The sequence below is a fragment of the Streptomyces erythrochromogenes genome, assembly GCF_036170895.1.
GTDB classification, from domain to species: Bacteria; Actinomycetota; Actinomycetes; order Streptomycetales; family Streptomycetaceae; genus Streptomyces; species Streptomyces erythrochromogenes.
Genome location: NZ_CP108036.1, coordinates 5779266 through 5795676, shown reverse-complemented (window position 1 = coordinate 5795676; position 16411 = coordinate 5779266). Strand labels below are relative to the sequence as shown.

Annotated in this window: 13 protein-coding genes; 6 read left to right on the top strand and 7 right to left on the bottom strand. The window is 72.7% G+C overall.

What is annotated here, in order from left to right:
• Positions 1-2: 2 nt before the first annotated feature.
• On the bottom strand, positions 3-572 hold the full coding sequence (locus OHA91_RS26525) for a hypothetical protein (RefSeq protein ID WP_328740160.1): 570 nt from the start codon (positions 570-572) through the stop codon (positions 3-5).
• 609 nt (positions 573-1181) lie between these two features.
• On the opposite strand from OHA91_RS26525, the gene OHA91_RS26520 reads away from it, so the two are divergent.
• Positions 1182-1958 (top strand): CAP domain-containing protein, encoded by a 777-nt coding sequence (locus OHA91_RS26520; RefSeq protein WP_328740159.1) that lies wholly within the window; start codon positions 1182-1184, stop codon positions 1956-1958.
• 89 nt (positions 1959-2047) lie between these two features.
• On the opposite strand, the gene OHA91_RS26515 is transcribed toward OHA91_RS26520, so the two are convergent.
• Positions 2048-5035: a bifunctional [glutamine synthetase] adenylyltransferase/[glutamine synthetase]-adenylyl-L-tyrosine phosphorylase gene (locus OHA91_RS26515; protein ID WP_328740158.1), complete on the bottom strand. Its 2988-nt coding sequence runs from the start codon at positions 5033-5035 to the stop codon at positions 2048-2050.
• A gap of 1294 nt (positions 5036-6329) precedes the next feature.
• On the opposite strand from OHA91_RS26515, the gene OHA91_RS26510 reads away from it, so the two are divergent.
• Both OHA91_RS26510 and OHA91_RS26505 read left to right on the top strand, forming a co-directional pair.
• Positions 6330-8342 (top strand): PIG-L family deacetylase, encoded by a 2013-nt coding sequence (locus OHA91_RS26510; protein WP_328740157.1) that lies wholly within the window; start codon positions 6330-6332, stop codon positions 8340-8342.
• A 176-nt stretch (positions 8343-8518) separates the two neighbouring features.
• Positions 8519-10579: a PIG-L family deacetylase gene (locus OHA91_RS26505; RefSeq protein WP_266501839.1), complete on the top strand. Its 2061-nt coding sequence runs from the start codon at positions 8519-8521 to the stop codon at positions 10577-10579.
• A gap of 3 nt (positions 10580-10582) precedes the next feature.
• Here the strand turns inward: OHA91_RS26505 and OHA91_RS26500 are convergent, their stop codons facing one another.
• The 3 genes from OHA91_RS26500 to OHA91_RS26490 form a co-directional block, all read right to left on the bottom strand.
• The gene (locus tag OHA91_RS26500) at positions 10583-11245 is read right to left on the bottom strand and encodes a hypothetical protein (protein ID WP_051892565.1); all 663 of its coding nucleotides are present in this window, start codon (positions 11243-11245) and stop codon (positions 10583-10585) included.
• Positions 11246-11409: 164 nt separating this feature from the next.
• On the bottom strand, positions 11410-11664 hold the full coding sequence (locus tag OHA91_RS26495; protein WP_245239974.1) for a hypothetical protein: 255 nt from the start codon (positions 11662-11664) through the stop codon (positions 11410-11412).
• Between the two features lie 162 nt (positions 11665-11826).
• Complete coding sequence (locus OHA91_RS26490) at positions 11827-12624, bottom strand: arylamine N-acetyltransferase family protein (RefSeq protein ID WP_328740156.1); 798 nt, start codon at positions 12622-12624, stop codon at positions 11827-11829.
• A gap of 107 nt (positions 12625-12731) precedes the next feature.
• Here OHA91_RS26490 and OHA91_RS26485 point away from each other — a divergent pair, with 107 nt between their 5' ends.
• Together OHA91_RS26485 and OHA91_RS26480 are read left to right on the top strand one after the other, a co-directional pair.
• Positions 12732-13349: a DUF7691 family protein gene (locus OHA91_RS26485; protein WP_266501828.1), complete on the top strand. Its 618-nt coding sequence runs from the start codon at positions 12732-12734 to the stop codon at positions 13347-13349.
• A gap of 33 nt (positions 13350-13382) precedes the next feature.
• Positions 13383-13592 carry a hypothetical protein gene (locus tag OHA91_RS26480; protein WP_266501825.1) on the top strand — a complete coding sequence of 70 codons (210 nt, stop codon included), beginning with the start codon at positions 13383-13385 and terminating at the stop codon, positions 13590-13592.
• A gap of 43 nt (positions 13593-13635) precedes the next feature.
• Here OHA91_RS26480 and OHA91_RS26475 read toward each other — a convergent pair whose 3' ends face one another.
• Together OHA91_RS26475 and OHA91_RS26470 are read right to left on the bottom strand one after the other, a co-directional pair.
• Positions 13636-14295, bottom strand: a complete 660-nt coding sequence (locus OHA91_RS26475; RefSeq protein ID WP_328740155.1) for a hypothetical protein — start codon at positions 14293-14295, stop codon at positions 13636-13638.
• 169 nt (positions 14296-14464) lie between these two features.
• Positions 14465-15826: a glutamine synthetase family protein gene (locus tag OHA91_RS26470; protein ID WP_031146228.1), complete on the bottom strand. Its 1362-nt coding sequence runs from the start codon at positions 15824-15826 to the stop codon at positions 14465-14467.
• A gap of 172 nt (positions 15827-15998) precedes the next feature.
• Between OHA91_RS26470 and OHA91_RS26465 the strand changes: the two genes are divergently transcribed.
• A complete protein-coding gene (locus OHA91_RS26465; protein WP_328740154.1) occupies positions 15999-16373 on the top strand; it encodes a hypothetical protein in 375 nt (124 codons plus the stop codon).
• Positions 16374-16411 lie beyond the last annotated feature (38 nt).

Here is a 16411-nt window from a genome sequence, read left to right as displayed (position 1 = left end):
GGCTACAGCGATTCGTCGGCGGCCCGGTCCAGGAACGACTGCAGTGCGGCCAGCTGCACCCGTACCGCCTCGGCGAACTCGGCGTCGGCCTTCGCCACGTCCACGCCTTCGGGGCCCTTGGCGTACCAGTCCGTCGCCAGCTCGCCCACGCGCTCGGAGCGCGCGTTGATCGCCGCCAGGTCCTTCCTCCCCTCGGGCGGTGCCACGAGGCGGGCCGTCGTGAGGGCCCGCGCAAGGTCCGTGTTGGCCGGCGCGTACCCGCCCTCGAACTGGCGCCGTCTCTCCTGCGCGGTCTTGGTCGGGTCGAGGCTGAGGGTCAGCAGCTGGGTGGACTGCTGCACGTACTTGTTCGCGGTCGCCGCGAGTTCCACGTAGGCGGCCCGGCGGATGTCCGACCGGCGGGCCTGCGCCTCCTCCCGACGGGTGTCCTTGGCCTCGAAGTAGGCGAGCGTGCTCCCGGTAAGGCCGGCCAGGGCGCCGATCAGCGCCCCCGCGAGCGCGGCGGTCGTCGTACTCGGCTGCCTCCGGCGCCCATTCGCCCCGCCATCGGCCTTGTCCTTCTTCTGCGTCATGCATTACCCGTACCGCGGCCGACCCTGCCCGGCACCCGCAACCACCTGGAGGCACGAACACCACCGGGACCGCTCGAAGGAATTACGTCGGACGATCACGCCCGCCCTCACCCCCGCCCTGATCATTTACAGGTTCGGCAATTCCTCCGAATGGGCCGCGGGGAATGGGGGCAGGTTCTCGTAGCGCCCCTCGCGGGCGGTGCGGGCCCCGACGCCACGATCCGGCGCCTGGTTGCGTGACATGCGTCACGACGGGAACCTCGACGCCGGAGGACTTCTCGGGCGCGCCAACCCATCGACATTTCGACATTTGTCCGTTTTGGATTCGACATTCCCCTCTCCTACGGGAACGGAATCTCAGCTACCGCCCGACCCACCCCCTACTTCCCTGGTCACGGCCGCTCCTGAATACACATCACATGGTTGTGCCAGTGACCAGATCGTGACCATGCACGATCAACGGCCCGTTTCAAGCTGCGTGCCGAATCCCCTGTGTGACCGCGAAACGGAAACTTGCCAGGCCAATGGCGGGCTTCTAAGAATGTCGACCATTCCGGCGTCCCGCAGTTCCGGCGTCGGAAGCTTCGCGAACACCGAATGGGGTCACGCATGCAGAAGCATCGGAAGAAGAAGCAGTACCGGAAGATAATCATCGGGGTCAGCGCTCTCGGAATCGTGGGTGTCCCCACGGCCGCCATGGCCTGCTTCGACACGGGCGGCGACGACACCGGCCGTACCCGTACCGCGAGCCACCAGGCGCAGCGCCCGTGGCAGTACCAGCCCTCGGGCAACCCGGACCTCATGGTCCCGGTGGACGTCCCGACGACGCCGAGCAGCCCCACGGTGCCCGCGCAGCCGGTCGAGGAGCCCTCCCAGCCGCCGCAGGCCCAGCCCCCGCAGGCGCAGCCCTCGCAGCCGTCGCAGGCACAGCCGCAGCCCGCGAAGCCGCCGGTCACCAAGAAGCCGCAGGCGCCGCAGCCGCCGAAGACCTCGCCCGCGCCGGCCGCCTCCGGCTCCGTCGCCGCGGTCCTCGCCCTGGTCAACCAGGAGCGCGCCGCCGCCGGATGCCAGGCCGTCACCCTGAACGCGAAGCTCACGAAGGCCGCGCAGGACCACAGCGCGGACATGGCCGCCAACAGCAACATGTCCCACACGGGCTCCGACGGCTCCGACCCGGGCGCGCGCATCACCCGCGCCGGCTACGCATGGAGCACGTACGGCGAGAACGTCGCCTACGGCTACAGCACGCCCGAGAAGGTCATGGAGGGCTGGATGAACAGCCCCGGCCACCGCGAGAACATCCTGAACTGCTCCTTCAAGGAGATCGGCATCGGCCTCGCCCAGCCGAACCACTACTGGACCCAGGACTTCGGCACGGCCCGCTGACACCCGCGCCACCCGGCAACGGCGGACGGCGGCCCCCTCACGGGGTCCGCCGTCCGCCGTTCCGTTTCGTCAGCCGCGGGAGAGGCCGTTCAGCCCCCGTAGAAGAGTTCCTCGACCACCGCGCGGGCGCGGCGCGTGATGCGGCGGTAGTCGTCCAGCAGCTCGCCGACCGTGCCCTCCGCGTAGCCGAGGTAGCGGCCGACCGCCGCCAGTTCGCGGGCCTCGGACGGGAAGGTGTCGCCGGCACGGCCGCGTACCAGCATCACCGCGTTGCGGACCCTGGTCGCCAGGACCCAGGCCTCGTCCAGGATCTGCGCCTCGTCGGTCGGGATGAGTCCGGCCGCGTGGGCGGCCGCGAGGGCCTCGCGGGTTCGGGTGGTCCGTAGGCCCGGTTCGGTCCAGGCGTGCCGCATCTGGATCAGCTGGACGGTCCACTCCACGTCGCTGAGGCCGCCGCGGCCCAGCTTGGTGTGCAGGGTCGGGTCGGCGCCGCGCGGCATCCGCTCCGACTCCATCCGGGCCTTGAGGCGGCGGATCTCCCGTACGGCGTCCTCGCCGAGGCCCTGCGCGGGATAGCGCAGCGGGTCGATCAGCTCGATGAAGCGGCGGCCGAGCTCCTCCTCGCCGGCGACCGGCTCGGCCCGCAGCAGCGCCTGGCTCTCCCAGGTCAGCGACCAGCGCCGGTAGTAGGCGGCGTAGGAGGCCAGGGTGCGCACCAGGGGGCCGGATCGGCCCTCGGGGCGCAGGTCGGCGTCGATGAGCAGCGGCGGGTCCGCGGTGGGCAGCTGGAGCAGCCGGCGCATCTCGGCGATGACGGTCTGGGCGGCCTTGGCGGCCTCCTGTTCGTCGACGCCCTCGCGGGGTTCGTGGACGAAGAGGACGTCGGCGTCGGATCCGTAGCCGAGTTCGTGTCCGCCGAAGCGGCCGACGCCGATGACGGCGAAACGGGTGGGCAGGGTGTCGCCGAAGTGCGACTGCACGGCGGCGCGCAGGGCGCCCGCGAGCGTCGCGGCGGTGAGGTCGGAGACGGCTCCGCCGACCCGGTCGACCAGGGCTCCGTGGTCCTCCTCGGCCGGGTTGTCCTCCGTACCGTAGGAGCCGATGATGTCGGCCGCGGTGGTGCGGAAGAGCTCGCGGCGGCGCACGCCGCGGGCGGCGGCGACGGCCGTCTCCGGGTTCTCGGCGCGGCCCACGGCGGCGAGGACCTCCTGCTGGAGGGCCTCGTGCGTACGGGGCTGCAGGCCTTCGGGGTCGCCGAGCAGGGCCACCGCCTCGGGGGCCCGCATCAGCAGGTCGGGGGCGAGGCGTCCGGCGGACAGCACGCGGGCGAGGTTCTCGGCGGCGGCGCCCTCGTCGCGCAGCAGGCGCAGGTACCAGGGGGTCTTGCCGAGGGCGTCGGAGACCTTGCGGAAGTTCAGCAGGCCGGCGTCCGGGTCGGCGGAGTCGGCGAACCAGCCGAGCATCACCGGCAGCAGGGTGCGCTGGATGGCGGCCTTGCGGGTGACGCCGGAGGCGAGGGCTTCGAGGTGGCGCAGGGCCGAGGCCGGGTCGGCGTAGCCGAGGGCTTCGAGGCGCTGGCCGGCGGCGCGCGGGGAGAGCCGGGTCTCGCCCGGGGTGAGCTGGGCGACGGCGTCGAGCAGCGGCCGGTAGAAGAGTTTCTCGTGCAGGCGCCGGACGACGGAGGCGTGCCGGCGCCAGGCCTTGTTGAGTTCGGCGACGGGTTCGGTGCGCAGGCCCATGGAGCGGCCCAGGCGCCGCAGGTCGTTCTCGTCCTCGGGGACCAGGTGGGTGCGGCGCAGCCGGTAGAGCTGGATGCGGTGCTCCATGGCGCGCAGGAAGCGGTAGGCGTCGTGCAGCTGGGCGGCGTCGGCGCGGCCGACGTAGCCGCCGGCGGCGAGGGCGTGGAGGGCGTCGAGGGTGGTGCCGGAGTGCAGGGTGGCGTCGCTGCGGCCGTGGACGAGCTGGAGCAGTTGGACGGCGAACTCGACGTCGCGCAGGCCGCCGGGGCCGAGCTTGAGTTCGCGGTCGACCTGGGCGGCGGGGATGTTGTCGACGACGCGGCGGCGCATCTTCTGGACGTCGGCGACGAAGTTCTCGCGTTCGGCGGCCTGCCAGACCAGGGGGCTTATGGCGGCGATGTATTCGGCGCCCAGGGACTCGTCGCCGGCGACGGGGCGGGCCTTGAGGAGGGCCTGGAACTCCCAGGTCTTGGCCCAGCGCTGGTAGTAGGCCAGGTGGGAGGCGAGGGTGCGGACGAGGGGGCCGTTGCGGCCCTCGGGGCGGAGGTTGGCGTCGACGGGCCAGATGGTGCCCTCGACGGTGGTCTCGGAGCAGATCCGCATCAGGTGCGAGGCGAGGCGGGTGGCGGCCTGGAGCGCCTTGCCCTCATCCGCGCCGTTGGCCGCGTCCCCGACGAAGATGACGTCGACGTCGGAGACGTAGTTGAGCTCGTTGCCGCCGCACTTGCCCATCGCGATGACGGCGAGGCGGCAGAGCGCCGCGTCCTCGGGGGCGGCGGCTGAGGCGATGCGCAGGGCGGCGCGCAGGGTGGCGGTGGCGAGGTCGGCGAGCTCTGCGGCGGTCTGGGCGACGTCGATGGTGCCGCAGACGTCGCGGGCCGCGATGGAGAGCAGGCAGCGGCGGTAGGAGACGCGCAGGGCGACGGGGTCGTGGGCGTCGGCGAGGCCGCGCTCGAACTCGGGGAGTCCCGGGTGCAGGTCGGCGGCCTCGTACGTGACGAGGCCGCGCCAGTCGCGGGGGTGGCGGGCCAGGTGGTCGCCGAGGGCCTCGGAGGCGCCGAGTACGCCGAGGAGGCGGTCGCGGAGGGGCTTGGCGCTGACGAGGGTGTCGAGGAGCCCGGGGAGCTCGCCGTCGGGCTGCGCCTCGGCGAGCCGGACCAGCCCGCGCAGGGCCAGGTCGGGGTCGGCGGTCGCGCCGAGGGCGTCGAGGAGTACGGGATCGGCGCGCACGGCGGCGAGCGCCTCGGAGTCGAGCAGCCGGGCGGCTGCGGAGGGGTCGGTGAAACCGCTGCGGAGCAGCCGGATGAAGGTGCTGCTCCTGCGTCCCGGGACCGTCATCCCGCCGCCTCCCGCGGTCGTCGCTGGTACTGCCTTGGCTCTGCGTTGGTGTGCGCGTTGCACTGCCCTGACCTGCCTGGGTCGAGCCTAGCCGGAGCAGGCGTTCGACTCACCGGGACGTACCATGACGTGGATTATCGGATTATCCGAATACTTATGGCGTAATGGGGCCCGCTCCCCGCCGACCGGCCACGAGGAGCCCCATGTCCGACGGACACCCCCGCCCCGGTCCCACCGCGGGCGACGGTGTCCCGCCGGGGCCGAGGCCCTGGCCGGGCGGAGCACCGGGAGCCGATCCGTCGTACGGGCAGTACGCGTCGTACGAGCAGCAACGGCAGTACGCGTGGAACCAGGAGCCCCAGCAGTACCACCAGGCCCACCTGCCCCACCAGCACCAACACCCCGAACCTGTACGTGAGTTTCACCATGCCCCGAGCGGATGGCCCGAGGAGAACGGTCTGCCGCCGCAGGCGCAGGAGTTCCAACAGCCGTACCCGACCCACCCGGGCCGGGTCCAGCACACCTACGGGCACCAACAGCCGCAGGAGGCGCATGGATTGCAGTATCCGTACCCAGCACAGCAGGACTTCCTGCCACTGCAGGCCCATGGACCCCAGCGAGCGCAGCAGACTCAGCAGGCGTACCAGGCCTATCCGTCCCATCAGGCGGCGTTTGCGGAGCCCCGGGTCCCGGTCGGTGCGGCCGAGGCCGTAGCCGCCGACGACCCCGCGCAGTCGGACGACGAAGGCGCGGCCCCCGAGGCCGCGCGGCGGGCCCGGCGGGGGCGCAAGCCGATCCCGGGACCAGCGGCGGCCGCCGGGCGGCACGCTCGGCCGACGAGACGGAGGCCGGACCCGGACCCGCCGGCGGCCCGGCAGGGGCACCCACCGCACAGCAGGTACCGCGGGGCGGCCGCAAGGCCGCCCGGCTCGCTGGCCGGGCTTCGCCGCAGGCGCAGGCGCAGGGCAGGGCCGCCCGGCGCGCCCGCGGAGCCTCGCCGCAGGCACAGGGCGAAGCCGAAGCCGCACCGCCGGAACAGCCCGGCCGCAAGGCCGCCCGGCTCGCCCGCGGAGCCTCGCCGCAGGCGCAGGCGCAGGCGCAGGGCAAGGCCGCCCGGCTCGCCCGCGGAGCCTCGCCGCAGGCGGAGGGCGTCGGCCAAGCCGGAGCGGCCGCAGCGCAACGGCGGCGGCGCGCCGGTGCCGAAGCGGCGGCCGGGCGAGGGGCGGCGCGCCGCCACCGGTGGGCCGGCCTCGTCAAGGTAGTCGCCCTCTGCGCGGCCACCGCCGCCACCGGCATGCTCGTGCTCCGCGGCAACGAGGCCCTCGCCGGCCTGGCCGCCCACACCCCTGCCGTCGCGCCGCCGCCGGCCACCGGCGCCGTACCCGACCCCGGCCGCATCGTCCAGATCGTCGCGCACCCCGACGACGACCTGTACTTCATGAATCCGGACCTGCGTTACTCGATATCCGCCGGCCACCCCGTGGCCTCCGTCTACCTCACCGCGGGCGAAGCGGACGGCATCAACGCCACGCCCGCCAAGGGGGCGACCACGGCCCCCGACAAGCCCGCCTACGCCGAGGCCCGCCAGAACGGCATCCGCGCCGCCTACGCCAAGATGGCCACCGGCGACCGCACCAGCGCCTGGCAGCGCACCGTCGTCCCGACGAAGGGCGGCGGCCACGCGGAGGTCGACGTCCTCGTCGCCAAACCCCAGGTCAACCTGGTCTGGCTGCAGTTGCGCGAGGCCGGCCACGGCTACGCCGACGTGCCCGACAGCCTGCACGGCCTGTGGAACGGCAAGGTCGCCCGCCTGGAGTCGATGCTCTCCTCCGGGACCCCGGTCAAGCAGCGGTTCGCGTACTCCAAGGACCAGGTCGTCCAGACCCTCGTCGGGGTCCTGGAGCAGTACACGCCGACCACCGTCCGCTTCCAGGACCCGACCCCCGGCCGGTACCCGGACACCAAGCAGTACACCGACCACCAGGACCACTTCTACGGCGCCCGCTTCGTGCAGATGGCCACCGCCGCCTACGCGAAGGACGTCAAGGACCGGCCGCACTTCGCGGTGCAGAACTACGTCGGCTACTTCAACGGCTCCCTCCCCAGCGCCCTGGACCCGCAGGAGGCCAAGGAGAAGCTGGACAGCCTCGACACCTACGCCTGGCTCGACCGGCAGAACCACTGCGGCAGCAACGCCGGCTGCGGCGACCTGAAGGTGTCCGACAAGCCGGCGGGCAACCGGTGGACGGACACCGTCAACTACGCCCGCGGCACCGGCACCGACTGGCTGACCTCCGACAAGGACCACGGCCTGTGGGCCTTCAAGGTGCTCGACGGCCAGGTCGCCGTCTGGCACCGGTCCGGCCCTGTCGGCCCCTGGCGGGGCCCGGACCTGCTGCCCGGCACCGGAATGGACCCGGGCGCCGGCGCCGTGACGCTGAAGGACGGCCGTATCGCGGTCTTCGGCACCCGCACCTCCTTCGGGGCCCGGCCCGCCGACTACAAGCGCGAGGTCGTCTACACGGTCCAGAAGCAGCCCGGGGCGGACGGGTTCGGGGAGTGGCAGTCGCTCGGCACCCCCGAGGCCGCGGACGAGACGTGGACCTCCGACATCAGCGCGCCGGCCGTCTCGGTCGACGGCACCGGGCAGCTGGCGGCGTACGTGCGCGACGGCGCGTACGGCCTGCGCGGCCGGGTGCAGCAGCCGGACGGCGGCTGGGGGCCCTGGGAGAAGCTCGGCGGCGAGGACCTGCACGGCGCCCCGGTCACCGCGATCGACGGCGCGGGGCGGCGCATAGTCCTGTCGGCGACGTCGAAGACGGTCGTCGGCTGGGCGCAGCCGAAGCCGGGCGCCCCGCTGGGCCGCGTCACGGCCACCGGGCTGCCGGACACCACGCTCCCGCTGACCGCGGTGGGCCGCGAGGGCGGGGTGCGGCTGTGGTTCCGCAAACCCGGCTCGGGCAACGTCCGTACGGCCCTGATGACGGCCGACGACGGGCTGAAGGTGAACAACATGACCGACCTCGGCGGGCTGAACGGCTTCGGCTCGGTGACGGCGAGCGGGCACGTGCTGGCGGGCCGCACGGCGGGCGGACAGCTCGGCTCGGAGGTCGGGCCGGGACGGCCGTGGGGGCGGTCCCCGCTGATGTTCGTCGGCGCACCCTCCTCCACGACGACCGGGAGGAACATGGTCAGTCTGGCGGTGGTGGGGCTCGACGCGCGGCTGTACGTGACCTCGTCGGCGGACGCCCCGGACGCGTACCTGGCGCCGTGGCAGCCGGTCGGCCCGCGCAACGCCGCTCCGTAGGGCGGGTGCTCCGGACGCCCGGAGCGGACGAACCACCTCCGCTTTGGCGGCACTTACCCGGTCTTCTCCGGAAGCCAGGAGTCATCGGCCGCTTCGGTGAACCAAGTTCGCCCATTCGGCCTCTCTTTGACTGCTCAGTCATTTCTCCTGCCCGGAACGAACCCAAGGCGTGCCCGATGCCGTTGACCCGTCGCCGCTTCGCGGCCCTGCTCACCGTGCTGACAGCCGGCACCACCGGCGTACTCTCCGTGGCCTCCGGCCAGCAGACCTCCGCCGGGGCCACCCCGGGGAAGAACCCGACCGTCGTCCTGCCCGCGAGCGTCACCACCGGCTCGGTCGTCCAGGTCGTCGCGCACCCCGACGACGACCTGTTCTTCATGAACCCCGACCTCAGCCGCTCCCTGCGCTCCGGCACCCAGGTCACCACGGCCTACCTCACCTCGGGCGAGTCCGACGGCCGCAACGAGGCGCACGGCGACGCGGCCAGGGATCCCGAACAGCCCGCCGACCGCGCCCACTACGCGGAGGCCCGGCAGAACGGCATCCGCTCCGCCTACGCCCAGATGGCCACCGGCGACCGCACCAGCGCGTGGCGGCGTACGGTCGTGCCCACGGCCGGCGGGGGCCGCGCCGAAGTCGACGTGCTCATAGCCAAACCGCAGGTCAACCTGGTGTGGCTGATGCTGCGCGAGGCCCGCAGCACCGGCCAGGACACCCCCGAGAGCCTGCGCGGCCTGTGGAACGGCCGGATACCCGCGCTGGAGTCCCAGCTGACCTCCGGGACCCCGGTCAAGCAGGGCTTCTCGTACACGAAGGACCAGCTGATACAGGCGATAGCGGGGGTCCTGGAGCAGTACCGGCCCACGACGATACGGATGCAGGACCCGACGCCCGGCCGGTACGGGGAGACCGGCCGCTTCACCGACCACCAGGACCACATGTACGGCGCCCGCTTCGTGCAGGCCGCCACCACCGCCTACGCCGAACAGGTCCAGCGGCGCCCGCACTTCTCGGTCCAGAGCTACCTCGGCTACCACAACAGCACGCTCCCGCACTCGCTGGACCCGCAGACGGCCGAGACGAAGACCGACTACCTGCGGACCTACGCCTGGCAGGACCACCAGGACCACTGCGGAAGCCCCTCGGGCTGCGGCGACCGCAAGGTCGCGGGCAACCCGACCGGGCGCAACTGGGCCCAGTCGCTGCGCTACACCCGCGCCGACAACGCGTCGTGGCTGACGGAGGGGGCACCGGGCACCCTCTGGGCCTTCACCGTGCTGGACGGCCGCATGGCGTACTGGCGGCGCGATGCCGGCGGGGTCTGGGAGAAGCCGGTCTTCCTCGCGGGCACGGGCATCGACCCGGGGGCGACCGCCGCCCGGCTGCCCGACGGCCGCGTCGCCGTCCTCGCCACCCGCACCGTCCTCGGCCCCGCTCCCTCCGACTACCGGCGCGAGGTCGTGTACGCCGTCCAGGTCTCGCCCGACGGGACGTTCGGCGCGTGGCAGTCGCTCGGCACCCCCGAGAAGGGCGACGACGACGGCACCTCGGCGATCAGCGCCCCCGCGGCCGCGGTGGACGCGCGGGGCCTCCTCACGGTCTACCTCCGCGACTCCCGCCGCACCCTGCGCGCCGTCGCCCAGCAGCCGGACGGCGGCTTCTCCCCCTGGCAGCGCCTCGGCGGCGAGGACCTGCAGAGCGACCCGGTCACGGCGGTCGACACCGCCGGGCGGCGGCACGTGTACGCGACGACCACGACCTCGGTGCTGGCGTGGACCCAGGCGGGCGCGGACGGCCCGCTGCGCGGGCCCTCGCCGACGGGCCTGCCGGCCACGACGGTCCCACTGACGGCCTCCCCGGACGGCCCGGGCGTCCGCCTGTACTTCCGGCGGCCCGACTCGGGGGTGGTGCGCACCGCCGTGGTCACGGCGGGGCCCGCGACCAAACCCCAGGTCTCCTCCGTCACGGAGGCGGGCGGGCGGGCCGGCTACGGCGCGGTCGGCGCCGCGGGCCGCCACGTGGCGGGCCGCGCGGACAGCGGCACGGTCAGCACCTCCGGCCTCGGCGGCCCCCCGGCCTGGGCGGAATCCCGCATGCTCTTCGCGGGCGCCCCGGCGGCCGTCCTGGAGCCGGGCGGCACGACGACCACGACGGTCCTCGGCCTGGACGCCGAACTCCACACCTTCACCATCCCGTCCACCCCCACCCGCCCCGCCTGGCACCGCGCGGTCCGCTGACGCCTAGGGGGTGGCCAGGAGGGCGTGGATGCGGTCGGCGGTCCAGGTGCCGGCGGCGCCGGGGCAGGTGGAGAGGTATTCGGCGGTGTCCTGTCGCGTCCAGGGGCCGCAGTCCTGGAGGCCGGCGGCCAGGTGGCGCAGGTAGGCGGCGGCCGGGGTGCGCAGTTCGACGTCGCGGAGGGTCCACGGAGCGGTGAAGGTCACCACGGGGATCCCGTCGATCGTGCCCGGGCAGACGAGGGTCTCGTACCGGCCGGGGCCGAGGGCGTGGCTGCCGTCCCGCAGGACGGTCGTGAGGTCGAGGTCCGCACCGGGTTCCCGGGCCATCTCCTGCGCGGCGATGTCGGACAGCTGGCCGGCGGTCACCAGGTGTGCCCGCCCGCGGAGCCGGCCGGGGGCGGTGGGGTCGTAGTAGCCCCGTCCGCCGGTCCACACCAGGGACTCGGTGGCGAAGTACAGCCGGCCGTCGAGCTCGACCGGGACCGAGCGCTCGGGCGCCCGCCGGTCGCGGCAGCCCGGGTGGGCGTGCGTCGCCCCCGGCGGGGCGCCGCCGGAGATGTACGCGGCGAGGCGGTCCATGTGCATGTTGGAGCCGTAGGAGGCGTACCAGACGTGCTCGGGGGCTGGGATCGCCCGGGTGAGCGGACGAACGGCGTGTACGGCCATGCAGGGGTCCTCGGGCTGCGCGGTACGGGTTCCACCAGTTCGCCTGCACGCGCCGGGCGGGTCCCATGCGACGTACCGGGCAAAGTTCTCCCCAAAGGTTTGCGCACGCCGCGGGGGCGGCCGACGTGGGTGTCGGTCCGCCCCCGCGACGCGGGCCGCCGGGGTCAGGCGCCCAGGTGGTGACCCTTCGCCCACTCCTGCTCGCCGTCCGCGACACAGGTCGAGGTGTAGATCGGGCCCGTGAACGCCGGGCGGCTGGCGGGCACCGCGGCGAGCGAGGAGCAGTTCGACGAGTAGCCAGCGCGACCGCCGGAGAAGTAGTCGATGTCGACCCCGTCGTTGGCCAGAGCGGCACCGGCCCCGCCCAGCAGGATGCCGGCGGCCAGGACGGACGCGGTGACAGCAGAACGAATACGCATGACTCCCCTAAGGATCTGTGGAACGACGACGCGCTGGTGAATGTGCGCGTCGGCCGGTCCAACAGCTCGGGGGCACCGCCGGGAACGGCAGTTCACTCCAATGCCCGCGGCCGTATCGTTTCGACAACGCGCGCCCCCCTGCACGCCCCCCTGTACACGCCGCTAGGGCCGGGGGTGGAGCGCCACGGGCAGCCGGTCGAGCACGATGCCGAACTCGCCGCGGTAGGCCGCCCGCACCTCGTCGTCGGTCGCCAGCTCCTCCTCCGTACGGTCGCCGTCCGCCGAGGTGGCGATGAGGGTGCGGTCCCGCAGGGTGATCCGGCCGCCGTCCTCGGTGATCCGGGAGCAGACCGGGCCCCTGGTGAAGCCGGACTCGGGGCTGGTGCTGTGCCACCAGGCACCGGTCCGGAAGTCGGCGAGCGCCCGGGGGCGGGTCTCCAGCCGGTACGCGGGCACGCCGTCGCGCAGTACGTCGAGGTCGCCTTCCGTACCGTCCCCGGCCGCCCTGACGAGGAACACCCCGCCGGGATCCTTCTGTTCGCCCGTCTCGTCCAGGTCGAGGGGGTACGTGCTGTGCTCGCCGAAGCCCACGTCGGCGAGCCAGCGCCCGTCGACGCGCAGCGCGAGATGGTCGTACGGGATCCCCGGCCCGCCGTCCTTGCCGTACACCCGCGCCTGGAGGAGCTCCACCCGGTGCCCGAGGGTGCCCAGCAACTCGGCGAACCCGCCGTTCAGTTCGTAGCAGATGCCACCGCGCCCGGCGGTCACGATCTTGTCGAAGAGGGCGTCGCGGGTGAGCGCGATCTCCTCGCCGAGGTGGATCGCCAGGTTCTCGAACGGCACGGTCCGCAGATGGAGCAGGTGCAGCTCGCGCAGCGAGCCGCCGGTGGCCCGCTCGGGCCGCACCGCCCCCAGGCGGCGCAGGTAGGCATCGGTACGGGCGTCGTCGAGAGGTTCCATCCCCCCACTCTCCCCACCCGCCCCCTTCGGCGCCATGCGCCATTGGTCCTAGTCCCCGCCCGAATCAACGATCATGAACTCCTGTCGACTTACGGAGGGATGGGGCCATGGGGAACCTGGAGATGAGCACCGGCGACATGCGGGACGTGATCCGGCTGCTGACGGCGGTGGAGCGGACGCCCGAACAGGACCGCGTCCTCGGCGTCGCACGGGAGCGGTGCGCGCAGATCGACGCCCGCCTCGAAGACCAGGGCATCACGCTGGACGTGCCGGTCGTCCAGGCCCTGGAGGAACTGCTGGCCGGCAGCCCCAGCGCGGACATGGAGCCCGGATACAGGTACGCCTTCCAGGCACTGGTGGCGGTGAACTTCTCCGACACCTACGACCTGGGCTACTGGCGGCGGCCCTCCTGGTTCCACACCGTCGACGAGGAGATGACCAGCCACGGGGTCCCGGCCGACCTGGCACCCGCCGCACTCCTGTTCGCGGGCCCGCCGATCCGCCTCCCGCACCCGGGCGACGCCCTCCCGTCCATGAGCACCTTCCCGGCCTCCCGCGCAGCAGAACTCGTCCGGGCGTACGAGGCGGTCCTGGACCGCCTCGACCCCGAAGTCCGCGAGACGGCACAGGTCCTGCTGAACCCCATGCGGGCCGAGGCCGATGAGTGGGAGCGGACGAAGCAGGCGGGCCGGACCGAGGACACCATCTTCTTCTGGATGCGCTGAACACCAGGGCGCGATTCCGCTTCAATGGCGCCCATGGAACTCCGAGAGAAGTGCGAGTGGGCGGCGGACAACCACGGGGCCGGCACCGCTTCCGCGCGGGGCGAGTGCACCTGGGCCGCCCCGTGCTCCCACCCCGCGGTCTGGAGCGTGCGGGTCAGCTCCGCCGTGGGCGACAGCTGGTGGGCCGCCTGCGCGGACCACGCCACCGCATCCACGGTGCTGTCGCCCCGCGCCACCGACTGAGCAGCAACCGACTCCGGACGCCCGGTGCGTCGTCCGGCCGAGGTCAGCGCGGGGAGGCGACCAGGCCGGTCGCGATGAGTTCCTTGGTCCGGGCGACTGCTTCCGCAATCTCGGGGTGCCGGCCCGCAGGCGGGAAGAAGTCGACCGCGCCGACCGCGCCGTGGTTCGCCCACAGGCAGGTGGTCATGGGAAAGGTCTTCCAGACGTTCTTCTGGCAGGTGATCGCGGCCGTCTTGGTGGTGACCGTCTCCGCCTCGCCGACCAGGGTGCGCTCGTCGTCCCCCGCCAGGGATTCGCCGTACACGGTCTTGACGGTCTTGAGCGGATCCGGAACGGCCCCGTAGAGGTCGTACTCGGCTGCGATGTGCGGTACCGCGACCGTCCGGTTCTCGATGGCGAGACTGATCCGGTCCGGGCCGTGGCAGACGTAGTCCTCGGAGTCCTTCTCCCCCTTGTACGCGGGCAGGGACTCGTCCTTGTGGGCGTTGAGCCCGTACCGGATCGAGCCCCGCTTCCGGTCACAGGTCATGTTCTGGACCGTGGGCACCTGGGACTTGTCGTACCGGATCCCGGTGTCCTTGCCGAGCAGCTCCGACTCCGGCTCCGATGCGTCACCGCCGCACCCCGCAAGCAGCAGGGCCAGCCCCACGGCCCCCACTGCGCCCTTCCATCCGCGCACGTTCGCGCCCCCCTCGCTGCTCACCGTCTCATGATCGACTCCGAAACCATAGGCGAGCAAAGCCGGTCGCCCGGCATCCGGTGGGGGGAGCGAAGAGCCCGAGATCCCGCAACGGGCACACGGCTCCGGGCCGGCGGCTGAGTGCCGCCGGCCCGGGGTGCCGTGTGACTGGGATATAGCCGCTGACCTGCGGTTACAGCACCGGGAGGTTCTTGCGGAGTTCGAAGGCCGTGACCTCCGAGCGGTACTCCTCCCACTCCTGCTTCTTGTTGCGGAGGAAGAAGTCGAAGACGTGCTCGCCGAGGGTTTCGGCGACCAGTTCGCTGCGTTCCATCAGGGAGATGGCCTCGCCGAGGTTCTGCGGGAGGGGTTCGATGCCCATCGCGCGGCGTTCGGCGTCGGAGAGGGCCCAGACGTCGTCGTCGGCGCCCGCCGGGAGTTCGTAGCCCTCCTCGATGCCCTTGAGGCCGGCCGCCAGGAGGACCGCGTACGTGAGGTACGGGTTGGCGCCCGAGTCGATCGAGCGGACCTCGACGCGGGAGGAGCCCGTCTTGCCCGGCTTGTACATCGGGACGCGGATCAGGGCCGAGCGGTTGTTGTGGCCCCAGCAGATGTACGAGGGGGCCTCGCCGCCCGCGCCGGCGCTGCGCGAGGAGCCGCCCCAGATGCGCTTGTAGGAATTGACCCACTGGTTGGTGACCGCGGCCGTCTCGGCGGCGTGCCGCAGCAGGCCCGCGATGAAGGAGCGGCCCACCTTCGAGAGCTGGTACTCGGCGCCCGACTCGTAGAAGGCGTTGCGGTCGCCCTCGAAGAGGGAGAGGTGGGTGTGCATGCCCGAGCCCGGGTACTCCGAGAACGGCTTCGGCATGAAGGTGGCCTGGACGCCCTGCTCCAGCGCGACCTGCTTCATGACCAGGCGGAAGGTCATGATGTTGTCGGCCGTCGAGAGGGCGTCGGCGTAGCGCAGGTCGATCTCCTGCTGCCCCGGGGCGCCCTCGTGGTGGCTGAACTCCACCGAGATGCCCATCGATTCGAGCATGGTGATCGCCTGGCGGCGGAAGTCCATGCCCACGTTCTGCGGGGTGTGGTCGAAGTAGCCGGAGTTGTCGGCCGGGACCGGGCGGGTGCCGTCCAGCGGCTTGTCCTTCAGCAGGAAGAACTCGATCTCCGGGTGGGTGTAGAAGGTGAAGCCCAGGTCGGAGGTCTTGGCGAGGATGCGCTTGAGGACGTAGCGCGGGTCCGCGAAGGACGGGGAGCCGTCCGGCATGAGGATGTCGCAGAACATCCGGGCGGTCCCGGGGGCCTCGGCGCGCCACGGCAGTATCTGGAACGTGCCCGGATCCGGCTTGGCGATCATGTCGGACTCGTAGACCCGTGCGAAGCCCTCGATGGCGGAGCCGTCGAAGCCGATGCCCTCGTCGAAGGCCTGCTCCAGCTCCGCGGGGGCGACCGCGACGGACTTGAGGAAGCCCAGTACGTCGGTGAACCACAGGCGCACGAAGCGGATGTCGCGCTCCTCAAGCGTCCGGAGGACGAATTCCTGCTGCTTGTCCATGCCTTCATCCTCGCAGTTCAGACGGCCTGTGCACCACCGCCTGACCGGTCGCGGCGCACTCGGGCCGGCTCAGTATCGCCAGTGGTGGTTTCCGCCACATTACGCACCCGCGAAAGGTCGTGGCACCCCCGCACTGACCTCGGCCCGGTCATGAGCATTACCATCTGCGCCCATGGGGGGCCGGGAGTACACGCAGCGGGGGCGTCACGGACGTTCCGCGCTCCGGCGTGCCGTCCTGCTGACGGTCCTCGGAGTGCTGGCCGGCGCGCTGTTCCTCTGCGCGCGCCCGGGTGAGCCGCACTCCGCCTCCGAGGCGCTGGCGCACGGCACGGCGCACGCCGTCTGCGCGTCCCCGTACGACCTGCCCGGCTGCTCTCCCCTCGCGCACGTGACCCCGGCCGTGCTGCCCGTGCCGCCGCCCGCCGTGACCGTGCCGGGCAGTGGTCCGCAGGCCGCCGCGCACGCGACGGCGGCGGGTCTGGTCCGGGCGCCCGAGGCGCTGGCGCGCGCCCCTGACCTGCATGTTCTCCAGGTGCTGCGGACCTGACGGGTCCGGTTTGCGTTCCGTCCACCCCCCTCATCAGA

Bases quoted from the DNA above. Each gene is read 5' to 3' on its own strand.
- OHA91_RS26485 (WP_266501828.1), top strand. From the start codon at position 12,732: ATGGGGAACCTGGAGATGAGCACCGGCGACATGCGGGACGTGATCCGG.
- OHA91_RS26500 (WP_051892565.1), bottom strand. From the start codon at position 11,245: ATGGCCGTACACGCCGTTCGTCCGCTCACCCGGGCGATCCCAGCCCCC.
- OHA91_RS26505 (WP_266501839.1), top strand. From the start codon at position 8,519: ATGCCGTTGACCCGTCGCCGCTTCGCGGCCCTGCTCACCGTGCTGACA.
- OHA91_RS26520 (WP_328740159.1), top strand. From the start codon at position 1,182: ATGCAGAAGCATCGGAAGAAGAAGCAGTACCGGAAGATAATCATCGGG.
- OHA91_RS26495 (WP_245239974.1), bottom strand. From the start codon at position 11,664: ATGCGTATTCGTTCTGCTGTCACCGCGTCCGTCCTGGCCGCCGGCATC.
- OHA91_RS26470 (WP_031146228.1), bottom strand. From the start codon at position 15,826: ATGGACAAGCAGCAGGAATTCGTCCTCCGGACGCTTGAGGAGCGCGAC.
- OHA91_RS26510 (WP_328740157.1), top strand. From the start codon at position 6,330: ATGCTCGTGCTCCGCGGCAACGAGGCCCTCGCCGGCCTGGCCGCCCAC.
- OHA91_RS26515 (WP_328740158.1), bottom strand. From the start codon at position 5,035: ATGACGGTCCCGGGACGCAGGAGCAGCACCTTCATCCGGCTGCTCCGC.
- OHA91_RS26525 (WP_328740160.1), bottom strand. From the start codon at position 572: ATGACGCAGAAGAAGGACAAGGCCGATGGCGGGGCGAATGGGCGCCGG.
- OHA91_RS26480 (WP_266501825.1), top strand. From the start codon at position 13,383: ATGGAACTCCGAGAGAAGTGCGAGTGGGCGGCGGACAACCACGGGGCC.
- OHA91_RS26465 (WP_328740154.1), top strand. From the start codon at position 15,999: ATGGGGGGCCGGGAGTACACGCAGCGGGGGCGTCACGGACGTTCCGCG.
- OHA91_RS26490 (WP_328740156.1), bottom strand. From the start codon at position 12,624: ATGGAACCTCTCGACGACGCCCGTACCGATGCCTACCTGCGCCGCCTG.